This window comes from Streptococcus suis, assembly GCF_046032515.1.
Classification (GTDB): domain Bacteria; phylum Bacillota; class Bacilli; order Lactobacillales; family Streptococcaceae; genus Streptococcus; species Streptococcus suis_AL.
Genome location: NZ_JARQPJ010000014.1, coordinates 55,890 through 67,675 on the forward strand (window position 1 = coordinate 55,890; position 11,786 = coordinate 67,675).

Consider the following 11,786-nt stretch of genomic DNA (forward strand, 5'->3'; position numbering starts at 1 on the left):
CAACGAAAAAAGTATGGAAATTGCATTATTAACTGATGTTGGACAAAAACGTTCAAACAACCAAGATTATATTAACCGCTATAAAAACAGAGCAGGTATTGATTTAGTCGTATTGGCTGATGGAATGGGTGGTCATCGTGCGGGCCACATTGCCAGTGAGATGGCAGCGACAGATTTAGGGGCTGCTTGGGTTGATACCCAATTAGTGACTTTAAACGAAGTTCGTGAGTGGATGGTTGCCAACATTGACGCTGAAAACCAAAAGATTCATGAACTTGGACAGACAGAAGAATACAAGGGGATGGGAACAACTCTTGAAGCAGTTGTTGTCATCGACAACCAAATGATCTATGCCCATGTCGGAGATTCACGAGTTGGATTGATTAGAGATGGCGAATATACACGTCTAACCAACGACCATTCGCTGGTAGGTGCCCTTGTTCGAGCTGGTCAGCTCACAGAAGAAGAAGCACAGCGCCATCCTCAAAAAAATATTGTAACGCAGTCCATCGGACAAGCCGAACCAATTGAACCAGACATTGCTTTGAAAACTCTTGAGGTTGGAGATTATGTCCTTATTAACAGCGATGGCTTAACCAATATGGTACCAACCGAGGACATTCGTGATATTGTATTGAGTGATGTTTCAATTGAAAGCAAGGTAGAAACACTTGTACGTTTTGCCAATAATGCAGGCGGTCTAGATAATATTACAGTAGGTTTGCTTCACATTACGGAGGAGGCTAGGTAATGATTCAAATCGGTAAGATCTTTGCCGGTCGGTATCGAATCGTTCGGCAAATTGGTCGAGGCGGTATGGCAGATGTTTACCTAGCAAGAGATTTGATTTTAGATGGAGAAGAGGTTGCTGTTAAAGTTCTTCGGACCAACTATCAGACAGATCAAATTGCTATCCAGCGTTTTCAACGTGAAGCGCGTGCCATGGCAGAACTTGACCATCCCAATATCGTTCGTATTTCGGACATCGGTGAAGAAGATGGTCAACAGTATCTGGCTATGGAATATGTCAATGGCCTCGATTTAAAACGTTATATAAAAGAAAATGCACCACTCTCCAACGATGTTGCGGTGCGAATTATGGGACAGATTCTCCTTGCTATGCGAATGGCGCACACGAGAGGAATTGTCCATCGAGATTTGAAACCTCAGAACGTTCTTTTGACTTCCAATGGAGTCGCTAAAGTAACAGACTTTGGTATTGCAGTTGCCTTTGCTGAAACGAGTTTGACACAAACCAACTCCATGTTGGGTTCTGTTCACTATCTTTCACCTGAGCAGGCGCGTGGTTCGAAAGCGACCATTCAAAGTGACATTTATGCGATGGGAATCATCCTTTTTGAAATGTTGACGGGTCGCATTCCCTATGATGGAGATAGTGCTGTGACAATCGCTCTTCAGCATTTCCAAAAACCTCTCCCATCTGTTAGAGAAGAGAATGCCAACGTACCTCAGGCTTTAGAAAATGTTGTACTAAAAGCAACGGCTAAAAAATTAAACGAGCGCTATAAGTCGGTTGCAGAAATGTATGCAGATTTAGCTTCGGCCCTATCCATGGATCGTCGGAATGAACCCAGGGTTGAACTAGAAGGGAACAAGGTTGATCCAAAAACCTTGCCAAAACTCTCCCAGGCCAATGTTGAAACGAAAGTACCGCATACAAACAGTTCTGCCCAAACTTCTGCGACGGATAAGGGGTCTGGTAAGAAAGAAGTGGCGAAGTCGGGAAATAAGCCTGTTTCAAAACCAAGGTCAGGTATGCGTACACGCTACAAAGTCTTGATAGGGGCTATTTTGTTAACAGTCATAGCGGCTGGACTCATATTTTTCAACACTCCACGAACAGTTACCGTCCCTGACGTATCTGGTCAAACCGTTGAAAAAGCTACAGAAATGATTGAAGTGGCAGGATTGAAAGTTGGAAACATCACAGAAGAAGCGACAGCGACTGTAGATGAAGGCTTGGTAATACGGACCTCCCCGGCTGCAAAGACGACCAGACGTCAAGGAAGTAAGATTGATATTGTAGTAGCAACGGCTGCGATGGTATCTATTCCAGATGTGACAGATAAGGATTCTGATACTGCACGGCAGGAATTGGAGGTTCTTGGTTTCCAAGTGACAACAAAAGAAGAATATAGCGAAAAAGTTGCCCAAGGTCTCGTCATCAAAACAGATCCAGGAGCAAATAGTTCTGCTGAGAAGGGGGCAAAAATTACCCTTTACGTTTCCAAAGGAGTAGCGCCACAAGTTGTTCCAAACGTTGTTGGAAAAACTCAGGAGAATGCTACTCAAATTCTTCAGACAGCAGGCTTCAGTATTGGAACTATTACTCAGGAATACAGCTCATCTGTTACTGCGGGTCAAGTTATCAGTACAGATCCCGTTGCCAATACAGAGTTGACAAAAGGTTCTATCATCAATCTAGTTATTTCAAAAGGAAAAGAATTGATTATGCCTGATTTAACATCTGGCAAGTACACCTATTCACAGGCACGTAGTCAATTACAAGCACTGGGTGTCAATGTGGAAAGTATTGAAAAACAAGAAGATAGAAGCTATTATTCAACGACAAGTGATATCGTCATTGGACAATATCCTACTGCTGGCGCAACAATTGATGGAACAGTTACCTTGTATGTCTCCGTTGCATCAACCGGCGCCGGTAGCGATTCCTCAACAGGAAGTTCCACGAGTACAAGTACTTCAACAGATAGTGGACAATAAAGATGAATAAGGTTGGGCAGATGCCGGACCTTTTTCTCTTGATTAGAGAGCGTAGCTTGTGAGCGGTCCCCTACCTATGCCAAAATTGTTTCCTTCTGTCCATCAGGGTGATGGTCTAGGAGTGATTTGCATAGTTTATAGTATGTTTAGTTTATTTTGCTTGCCTTGTTAATTTACTTTGCCGTACCCAAGTATAGCCTGCATCTCGTTGCTTTGAACTAATATAGTCATTTGAATTAACTTTGATACATCGTCACTTTCACCTTGCCATACTTTAGTATAGCCTGCGCCTCAGTTCCTTGTCTGAAAGCTAATTCATTCGACTATATTTCCTACTTTGGATGGAGTTCTTTTACTTATTTTTTGTTACAATAGTATAGAAAGGATGGAGAAGATGCGGAAAGTTCAATTTTTTCTACTAATAGAAAGTATGATTTTTACGATGGCAGCCTTTGACGTGGTAGCCAATGAGGCCAGTCGGACCCTGCTACTTTTCTCTGCCTTATTACTTGTCATTTGGTACTTCCTAGGAAGAAAAGTCAACAGTGTTTTACTGGTCAGCTCCTTATCTCTATTATTTTTGGTCTTTGTTTTAAATCCCTACTTCATTATTGGGATTATGCTACTAGTCGTCTACATGCTGATTAATTTCTTTTCACGTTATGAAAAGAGAAACCAATATACCCACATTGTTTTTAGTGACTATTCTCTACAGGTTCAAAAAGAGAAAAATAGATGGTTTGGCAACCACGATCACTCTCAAGATAGGTTTGGTTTTGAAGATATTAACATTGTACGCTTGTTTGGCAATGATGTAGTTGATTTGGATAAGACTGTATTAGTTGGCAGAGATAATATTGTTGTAATTCGTAAAACGTTTGGACGGACAAAAATTATTGTTCCAATTGATGTTGAGGTTGCACTGTCAGCAACTAGTATCTATGGACGAGTAAGTTTCCTGGGTGAATCATACTGGGATTTGCGGAATGAAAGTATAGCGGTCAATAGTCCCGATTATCAAGAATCACACAAACGTGTAAAAGTCGTTACCAACAATATACTGGGAGATGTGGAGGTGGTTCGCGTATGAGAAAACGTACCTACCTACTCCTAGCCTGGTTTGCCTGTCTTATTGTTTTTGTAGTGATTGCTTCCACCCTCCCACTTTTAAATTATTCATTGCTAGATGTTACGCTCTGGATTTCAACGGAGCAGCTCGTGTTTACTCTCATTCTACTAGTTATTGTTTTGACTCTTTTTCTAGCTGTAATGGTACAAACTGTCAGCCTAGCCTCCACTCAGGTTATGCGGACGAAGTTACAAGCTATCTTGAAGAATAAAAGTATTCGAACAGATACCGAAAGTGATCAACTCTTGCTCCAGTTGTCTGATAAGGTCAGAAACCTCACGCGTCAGGTGCAGCTGGTTGACAATCAAGATTTAGTCAAGAAAGAAGAGATTGTTGAGGGAGAACGGAAACGGATTGCCAGGGATTTGCATGATACGGTTAGTCAAGAGTTATTTGCAACGAGCATGATTTTGTCAGGATTATCGTCCAATCTATCCACTCTTCCGCAGGAAACTTTGCAGGAACAGCTGATGCTCGTGAAAGACATGATTGAGTCTGCCCAAAGAGATCTACGCATCCTATTATTACATCTACGCCCAAGTGAACTTGAAAGTAAAACCTTGGTTGAAGGATTTGAGCTGATTTTGCGTGAAGTTAGCGACAAAAGTAATATTATCGTTCATTTCCAACATGAAGTAGAGGAGCTACCGAAACTAATTGAAGAACATCTCTTCCGCATTGCGCAAGAAATTATCAGTAATACCTTGCGACATGCCAAGGCCAAGCATTTGGATGTTTACCTCTTGCAGAAGGAAACAGAACTGCAGTTGAAAATGACAGACGATGGTATCGGCTTCCAACAAGGTGCAGATGATGAATTAAGTTATGGTCTTCAAAACATACGTGAGCGGGTTGAAGACATGGCTGGAACGATAAAAATTCGCACAGCCCCAAATAAGGGAGTGGCGATCGATATTCGTATCCCACTATTGAAAGGAAAAGAAGATGAATACGATTCGAGTGATGCTGGTTGACGACCATGAGATGGTTCGTCTAGGATTGAAAAGTTACTTAAATTTACAGCTAGATGTTGAAGTAGTTGCAGAAGCTAGCGATGGCGAGGAAGGTTTGGCTAAAGCATTAGAGGTTAAACCCGATGTTGTAGTGATGGACTTGGTTATGCCCAAGATGACTGGCGTAGAAGCAACCCTGGCCTTGCTGAAGGAATGGCCGCAAGCGCAGATTGTCATCCTGACCTCCTACCTAGATAATGAAAAAATCTATCCTGTGCTGGAAGCAGGAGCTCGTGGCTATATGTTGAAAACGTCAAGTGCTGACGAAATATTAGCAGCCATCCGCAAGGTAGCTCTTGGAGAATATGCTATTGAGACAGAAGTAGAGAAAAAAGTAGAGCACCATAAACGCCACCCAGATTTACATGATGACTTGACAGCCCGTGAACGCGAAATCTTGACGCTGTTAGCCAAGGGATATGATAATCAACGAATTGCAGATGAGTCATTCATTTCCCTAAAAACTGTTAAAACCCATGTTTCCAATATCTTATCCAAACTAGCTGTGAGCGACCGTACTCAAGCAGTTGTTTATGCTTTCCAGCATGGTTTGGTGGCGCAAGAGGACCAATAGTGGTATAATGAAAATTAGTTAATTTTCAACCAAAGGATAGTGGAATTATATGGATGCAAAACTCAGATATAAGGCAAAAAAAATAAAAATAGTCTTTTTTGACATTGACGACACGCTACGTGTGAAGAATACAGGCTACATTCCTGAATCAATTCAGCAGGTTTTCAAATCACTGAAAGAAAAGGGAATTTTGACAGGAATTGCGTCAGGACGAACGCCTTATGGTTTAGTGCCAGAAATCAAGGCCTTAAAGCCAGACTTTTTCGCTATGATTAACGGCTCCTACGTAGAAGATGCCAAAGGTCAGGTAGTGTACCATCAGCCAATGCCCCAAAATTTAGTAGAATCTGTATTAAATTGGGCTAAAGAAATTGGAATCGAATATGGTATGCTTGGTAGTCAAAAAGGGACACTTTCTGCACGAACTGACCGCATTAGTCAAGTAATTGACTTGATTTATGAAGGTTTGGAAACAAACCCAACTTTTTATAAAGAAAATGACATCTATCAATTGTTAACTTTCGAGAAAGATGGTCACGAAGTAGAACTTCCAGAAGAGTTGCAAGCGGAATTGCGTAGTGTTCGCTGGGATGCTATTTCATCGGACATTGTGCTAAAAGGCTCTTCCAAAGCAACTGGTGTTGCTAAGGTTGTTGAAAAACTAGGCCTGAAACCTGAAAATGTCCTAGTGTTCGGAGATGGACTCAACGATATTGAGTTATTCGATTATGCAGGAATTAGTATCGCTATGGGGTATTCGCATCCAGAACTGCAAAAGCATGCAGATTATATCACAAAAAAAGTAGAAGAAGATGGCATTTTTGATGCCTTGGAGAAATTAGGTATGGTAGAAAAAGAAAAATATTTCCCGCAATTAGATTTGGAAAATGTTACAGGGCCAGTTGCGCATATCAAGACTAACCATGGTAAGTTAACAGTAAAACTCTTCCCTGAAATTGCACCCAAAACTGTAGCAAATTTCGTAGCTCTTTCTAAAGATGGCTATTATGATGGAATTATCTTCCATCGTATTATCAAAGACTTTATGATTCAAGGTGGCGATCCAACCGGAACAGGTATGGGTGGTGAATCTATTTATGGTACTGCGTTTGAAGATGAATTTTCAATGGAAGCTTTTAATCTCAGAGGAGCCTTGTCAATGGCCAATGCAGGACCAAATACAAATGGAAGCCAATTCTTTATCGTTCAAAACCAAAACTTCCCATACAATGCGAAAGAATTAGAACGAGGCGGTTGGCCTAAAGAAGTTGCAGAAGCCTATGTCAAAAATGGCGGGACACCGCATCTAGACCAACGCCACACAGTGTTTGGTCATCTAGTTGATGAAGAATCCTTCGTCGTCTTGGATGCTATCGCAGCGGTTGCAACAGATTCAGCAGATCGTCCACATGAAGATGTTGTAATTGAGACCATCGAAATAGAGGATTAAGATGAAAATCGGAGATAAACTCAAGGGGACGGTAACGGGCATTCAGCCGTATGGAGCCTTTGTACAATTAGAGAATGGGACGACGGGGCTGATCCATATCTCGGAAATCAAAACAGGTTTTGTTGATAATATTCATGATCATTTAAAATTGGGGCAAGAGGTTTTGGTACAGGTAGTTGACTTTGATGAATATACTGAAAAGGCTAGTTTATCAATCCGGACCTTAGAAGAAGAACAACAAAAAATTCCGCGTCATCATCGTTTTACAAATGAACGGAATAAAATTGGTTTTTCCCCTTTAGCAAAACAACTTCCGAAATGGATTGAGGAAGCTAAAGGCTATCTCAAAGAACACAAAGAAAATAAGGTATAGGATGCATTCCTAACCTTCTTTCTTTTTAATCATTGAACTCATAAAGAGCTGTTGACAAGTAACGTTCTCCGTTATCAGGCAAGATTGCCAACACTTTTTTTCCAGTTCCCAACTCCTTAGCAACTTCGATAGCAGCGTGAATTGCTGCACCTGAAGAAATACCAACTAAGAATCCTTCTTTTCCACCGATAGCACGACCTGTAGCTAAGGCATCATCGGATTTGACACGAATAATGCCATCATAGGCGCTAGTGTCCAAAGTATCTGGAATAAAACCTGCCGAAATGCCTTGGATCTTGTGCGGACCAGGTGCTTCACCAGATAAGACAGCTGATTCATCGGCTTCGACAGCATAGATAGCAATATCTGGATTTGCTGTCTTCAAAACATGCGAAACACCTGAAACGGTACCACCAGTACCAACGCCAGATACAAAGGCATCTAAACCAGTTGTTCCAAAGTCTTCCAAAATTTCCTGTCCTGTTGTATCTTCGTGAACTTTTGGATTGGATGGATTAGCAAACTGGAAAGGAACCCAGCCATTTTTTTCTTCAGCAATCTCTTTTGCTTTGGCGATAGCCCCCTTCATTCCTTCGCTACCAGGAGTCAAGACAAGTTCAGCTCCATAAGCTTGGATAATCTTACGACGCTCAACACTCATGGTTTCAGGCATGACGATAATCACCTTATAACCTTTTGCTGCTCCAACCCAAGCAAGACCGATACCAGTGTTACCACTTGTTGGCTCAACAATAGTATCTCCAGGTTTGATTGTACCAGCCTTTTCAGCATCTTCAATCATAGCCAAGGCGATACGGTCTTTTACAGAAGATCCTGGGTTAAAGGCCTCTAATTTCACATAGACCTCCGCTGCCCCCTCTGGAACGATATTATTGAGTTTAATAACAGGTGTTTTTCCAACTAATTGAGTAATGTTTTGATAAATAGCCATATGGCACCTCCAAATAATGTTATTATACATTATATAGTAGAATAGCTAAAAAGTATAATATAAAAAAACTATCTTAGCGATAGTCTTTTTTAATAGACAGGCACCTCAACGATTCGAGAGTTAGCTTTTTCCGCGGATACCTTTCCGTGGTAAAAGTCAGTGAGACTTGCTAAGGTTTGTTCAAGGAATTCTTTATCAACAAAAATCATGGTTGAAACTTCAGTAGTAAACTGGGTATCAAATTCTTCCAGACCTTGCTCCGATCGCCAATTGGCAAACTCTTGGTATTGGGCATAGGACATGCTAATGGAAATCCCTTCCTGCTCCTTAACTTCCACAACACCGATTTCCTTGACTGCATTAGCCACGGCTCCAGCGTAAGCACGAACAAGTCCGCCTGCCCCGAGTTTGATACCTCCAAAATAGCGGGTAACCACCGTTGCAACATTGGTCAGTTCGTGATTTTCTAAAACCGTCAGCATTGGCACACCAGCAGTACCAGACGGCTCCCCATCATCTGAGGAACGCTTGATTTCCATATTTTCTCCAAGGACAAAAGCAGAGCAGTTATGAGTAGCCTTGTAATGTTCTTTCTTGATTTTGTTGATAAAGTCGCGAGCTTCCTCCTCGCTGGTCACTCGTTTCATAAAGCAGATAAATCGTGACTTTTTAATTTCTTCTTCAACAATACCATCTTCTCTAATTGTTTTAAATTCTTTCATAACCAAATTGTACTAATTTTTTTAAAAACTGACAAGAAATTCCGAATAAATAAGCGATGAAAGAATTAGAAAATTATTATGGAAGATTATTTACCAAATACCAATTGACAGCAAAAGAAAGAGAAATAGCAGAAAAAGTGCCAAGTATTACAAAAAAGAATAACTGCTTTCGCTGTGGAACAACTTTTGAAGAAGAAAACAAATTGCCAAACGATGCTTATTACTGTCGAGCCTGCTTGCTTCTAGGCAGAGTACGGTCAGACGAAAAGCTCTATCATTTTCCTCAGAAAGATTTTCCAATCACTAAGTGTTTAAAGTGGAAAGGTCAACTAACTGATTGGCAACAAAGAATTTCAGATGGACTAGTTGCAAACATGGAAAATAATCGTGCGACATTGGTTCATGCAGTAACAGGAGCAGGTAAGACAGAAATGATCTACCACACCGTTGCCTCAGTGATTGATAAAGGCGGAGCGGTTTGCCTAGCCAGTCCTCGAATTGATGTTTGTATCGAACTCTATAAACGTCTGCAAAACGACTTTTCAGTTCCAATTAGTTTACTACATGGAGAGTCTGAACCCTATTTCCGAACTCCATTAGTTGTAGCAACCACACATCAGTTATTAAAATTTTATCAGGCCTTTGATTTGGTTTTGATTGATGAAGTGGACGCCTTTCCCTATGCAGATAATCCCATGCTCTATCGAGCAGCAGATAATGCGGTCAAGGAAGACGGAGTTCAAGTTTTTCTGACGGCGACTTCAACAGATGAATTGGATAAAAAAGTCAGAATGGGTAAATTAAGCCGTCTTAGTTTGCCAAGGCGCTTTCATGGCAACCCACTTGTTGTCCCGCAAAAAGTCTGGTTTAGTAAATTCGATGATACCCTAAAGAAAAATAGACTAGTTCCAAAGTTGAAAAAAGCGATTGAAGAACAGAGAAAGTCGGGCTTTCCCTTACTCATTTTTGTCCCAGAAATCTCCAAAGGTCAAGAATTTACCAAGATAATGAAAAAAACATTCCCAGAAGAAACAATTGGCTTTGTATCTAGTCAAACAGAAAATCGCCTTGAAATAGTTGAAGGGTTTCGCAAGAGAGAAATCACAGTCTTAATCTCGACTACTATTCTTGAACGTGGGGTGACCTTCCCATGTGTAGACGTCTTTGTTGTTCAAGCCAATCATTACCTCTACACAGCGTCAAGTCTTGTTCAGATTGCAGGTCGGGTTGGTAGGAGTATGGAACGTCCGACTGGTTTACTTCAGTTTTATCATGAGGGAAGTACAGGAGCCATTGAAAAGGCAATCGCTGAAATTAAACAGATGAACAAGGAGGCTGGTTATGTCTAATTGTCTATTGTGCGCCCAAGCTATGAAAAATAAAACAAGATTTTCAGATCTCGTCTTCTTTAGTAAAGAAAAATCGGGCATCTGTGAAGAATGTTTTTCAACTTTTGAGGAAATAGCAGAGCAACACTGTCCACATTGTTATAAAAATGGAGAATCGGAAAGTTGCAAGGATTGTCAGTACTGGCAGAATCAAGGGAAACCCGTTGTTCATACAGCTTTGTACCGATATAATCAAGCGATGGCACATTATTTTAGTCGCTACAAATTTCAAGGAGATTATGTTTTAAGAAATATTTTTGCTAAAAAGCTTAGAATAGCGTTAAGCCAATTTCCTGGCTACACAATTGTTCCCATACCAATTAGTCAAAAACGACTATCAGAACGCGGTTTTAATCAAGTGGAAGGACTTTTGGATGCTACAAATATTCCCTATCAGTCCCTTCTTGGAAAGTATGAAAGCCAAAAACAATCATCTAAAAATCGTGCAGAGAGACTAGAAGCAAAACAGATGTTCTATCTATTAGATGAAAAAGAAGTGCCAGAAAAAATATTATTATTCGACGATATATATACAACAGGAGCCACAATCCAACTTGCTGTAGAACTTTTCATGAAAATTGGTAGGAAAGAAATCAAAACATTTTCACTAACACGATGAGAAAACGGTTGCAATATTCTTATAATGTGGTATAATAATAGTGAAGAAAGGCGAAAGCCAAGAAAGAGGTACTAAATATGATTAAATTCAGTATTCGTGGAGAAAACCTTGAAGTTACAGATGCACTTCGCACCTATGTAGAAGAGAAAGTGGCTAAGATTGAGAAATATTTCAATGAAGAACAAGAGTTGAATGCTAAAGTAAATCTAAAAGTTTACCGTGACAAGCGCGCAAAAGTAGAAGTGACAATTCCAGTTGGAGCAGTTACACTTCGCGCAGAAGATATTTCACAAGAAATGTATGGCTCTATCGATCTTGTAGTAGATAAGATTGAACGTCAAATTCGTCGTAACAAAACCAAGATCGAACGAAAACATCGTCAAAAAGTGGCAACTGGTCAAGTCTTTACAGATGAACTTGTTGAGCAAACAGGCGAGGAAGTAAAAGTAGTTCGTACTAAGCAAGTAGACTTGAAACCAATGGATATGGAAGAAGCAGTCCTCCAATTGGAGTTGCTCGGACATGATTTCTTTATCTATACAGATGCTAATGACGGCACAACAAATGTATTGTATAGACGTGAAGATGGAGATTTGGGTCTTCTAGAGGTACGTCAATAAAGATAATAAAACAGTTGCAGTTTTTGCAGCTGTTTTATTATTTTCAAAAAACCAGTTGACAATGTATATAAGTCGTGATAGAATGATTAAGTTGTCTCTTGAGGGACTGGTTAATAGAGGAACGAAAAAAAGTTTCGAAAAAGTGTTGACAAGACCATCAGAAGATGATAGAATGAATGAGTTGTCAAATCTAAGACAAGT

12 protein-coding genes are annotated in these 11,786 nt (G+C 40.4%); 10 read left to right on the forward strand and 2 right to left on the reverse strand.

The genetic code is table 11. The features are described from left to right. The first annotated feature begins 13 nt into the window (after positions 1-13). The 7 genes from P7J49_RS07530 to P7J49_RS07560 all read left to right on the forward strand — a co-directional run bounded on the left by P7J49_RS07530 (position 14) and on the right by P7J49_RS07560 (position 7,284). Positions 14-751 carry a Stp1/IreP family PP2C-type Ser/Thr phosphatase gene (locus P7J49_RS07530; RefSeq protein ID WP_408570318.1) on the forward strand — a complete coding sequence of 246 codons (738 nt, stop codon included), beginning with the start codon at positions 14-16 and terminating at the stop codon, positions 749-751. Continuing rightward, positions 751-2,745 (forward strand): Stk1 family PASTA domain-containing Ser/Thr kinase, encoded by a 1,995-nt coding sequence (gene pknB, locus P7J49_RS07535; RefSeq protein WP_408570319.1) that lies wholly within the window; start codon positions 751-753, stop codon positions 2,743-2,745. The genes P7J49_RS07530 and pknB overlap by 1 nt, the downstream gene beginning before the upstream one ends. Before the next feature lie 430 nt (positions 2,746-3,175). Beyond that, entirely contained in the window at positions 3,176-3,835 is a 660-nt protein-coding gene (gene liaF, locus P7J49_RS07540; RefSeq protein WP_408570320.1) for a cell wall-active antibiotics response protein LiaF, read from the forward strand. After that, positions 3,832-4,848: a sensor histidine kinase gene (locus P7J49_RS07545; RefSeq protein WP_002937028.1), complete on the forward strand. Its 1,017-nt coding sequence runs from the start codon at positions 3,832-3,834 to the stop codon at positions 4,846-4,848. The genes liaF and P7J49_RS07545 overlap by 4 nt, the downstream gene beginning before the upstream one ends. Then, positions 4,820-5,461, forward strand: coding sequence for a response regulator transcription factor (locus P7J49_RS07550; protein ID WP_310990662.1), 642 nt, complete (start codon positions 4,820-4,822; stop codon positions 5,459-5,461). The genes P7J49_RS07545 and P7J49_RS07550 overlap by 29 nt, the downstream gene beginning before the upstream one ends. A 49-nt stretch (positions 5,462-5,510) precedes the next feature. After that, a complete protein-coding gene (locus P7J49_RS07555; RefSeq protein ID WP_408570321.1) occupies positions 5,511-6,911 on the forward strand; it encodes a bifunctional Cof-type HAD-IIB family hydrolase/peptidylprolyl isomerase in 1,401 nt (466 codons plus the stop codon). 1 nt (position 6,912) lies between these two features. Then, on the forward strand, positions 6,913-7,284 hold the full coding sequence (locus P7J49_RS07560) for a S1 RNA-binding domain-containing protein (protein WP_408570322.1): 372 nt from the start codon (positions 6,913-6,915) through the stop codon (positions 7,282-7,284). A gap of 25 nt (positions 7,285-7,309) precedes the next feature. Here P7J49_RS07560 and cysK read toward each other — a convergent pair whose 3' ends face one another. After that, positions 7,310-8,236, reverse strand: a complete 927-nt coding sequence (gene cysK / locus P7J49_RS07565; RefSeq protein ID WP_002937015.1) for a cysteine synthase A — start codon at positions 8,234-8,236, stop codon at positions 7,310-7,312. Between the two features lie 89 nt (positions 8,237-8,325). Further along, positions 8,326-8,958 carry a YigZ family protein gene (locus tag P7J49_RS07570; RefSeq protein ID WP_408570323.1) on the reverse strand — a complete coding sequence of 211 codons (633 nt, stop codon included), beginning with the start codon at positions 8,956-8,958 and terminating at the stop codon, positions 8,326-8,328. A 56-nt stretch (positions 8,959-9,014) separates the two neighbouring features. On the opposite strand from P7J49_RS07570, the gene P7J49_RS07575 reads away from it, so the two are divergent. The 3 genes from P7J49_RS07575 to hpf all read left to right on the forward strand — a co-directional run bounded on the left by P7J49_RS07575 (position 9,015) and on the right by hpf (position 11,585). Continuing rightward, positions 9,015-10,307 (forward strand): DEAD/DEAH box helicase, encoded by a 1,293-nt coding sequence (locus P7J49_RS07575; protein ID WP_408570324.1) that lies wholly within the window; start codon positions 9,015-9,017, stop codon positions 10,305-10,307. Further along, positions 10,300-10,965 (forward strand): ComF family protein, encoded by a 666-nt coding sequence (locus tag P7J49_RS07580; RefSeq protein WP_408570325.1) that lies wholly within the window; start codon positions 10,300-10,302, stop codon positions 10,963-10,965. The genes P7J49_RS07575 and P7J49_RS07580 overlap by 8 nt, the downstream gene beginning before the upstream one ends. 77 nt (positions 10,966-11,042) lie before the next feature. Continuing rightward, positions 11,043-11,585 carry a ribosome hibernation-promoting factor, HPF/YfiA family gene (hpf, locus tag P7J49_RS07585; RefSeq protein WP_014637536.1) on the forward strand — a complete coding sequence of 181 codons (543 nt, stop codon included), beginning with the start codon at positions 11,043-11,045 and terminating at the stop codon, positions 11,583-11,585. The last annotated feature ends 201 nt before the right edge of the window (positions 11,586-11,786 follow it).

Bases quoted from the DNA above. Each gene is read 5' to 3' on its own strand.
- P7J49_RS07555 (WP_408570321.1), top strand. From the start codon at position 5,511: ATGGATGCAAAACTCAGATATAAGGCAAAAAAAATAAAAATAGTCTTT.
- P7J49_RS07545 (WP_002937028.1), top strand. From the start codon at position 3,832: ATGAGAAAACGTACCTACCTACTCCTAGCCTGGTTTGCCTGTCTTATT.
- hpf (WP_014637536.1), top strand. From the start codon at position 11,043: ATGATTAAATTCAGTATTCGTGGAGAAAACCTTGAAGTTACAGATGCA.
- P7J49_RS07570 (WP_408570323.1), bottom strand. From the start codon at position 8,958: ATGAAAGAATTTAAAACAATTAGAGAAGATGGTATTGTTGAAGAAGAA.
- liaF (WP_408570320.1), top strand. From the start codon at position 3,176: ATGATTTTTACGATGGCAGCCTTTGACGTGGTAGCCAATGAGGCCAGT.
- pknB (WP_408570319.1), top strand. From the start codon at position 751: ATGATTCAAATCGGTAAGATCTTTGCCGGTCGGTATCGAATCGTTCGG.
- P7J49_RS07560 (WP_408570322.1), top strand. From the start codon at position 6,913: ATGAAAATCGGAGATAAACTCAAGGGGACGGTAACGGGCATTCAGCCG.
- cysK (WP_002937015.1), bottom strand. From the start codon at position 8,236: ATGGCTATTTATCAAAACATTACTCAATTAGTTGGAAAAACACCTGTT.
- P7J49_RS07530 (WP_408570318.1), top strand. From the start codon at position 14: ATGGAAATTGCATTATTAACTGATGTTGGACAAAAACGTTCAAACAAC.
- P7J49_RS07550 (WP_310990662.1), top strand. From the start codon at position 4,820: ATGAATACGATTCGAGTGATGCTGGTTGACGACCATGAGATGGTTCGT.
- P7J49_RS07580 (WP_408570325.1), top strand. From the start codon at position 10,300: ATGTCTAATTGTCTATTGTGCGCCCAAGCTATGAAAAATAAAACAAGA.
- P7J49_RS07575 (WP_408570324.1), top strand. From the start codon at position 9,015: ATGAAAGAATTAGAAAATTATTATGGAAGATTATTTACCAAATACCAA.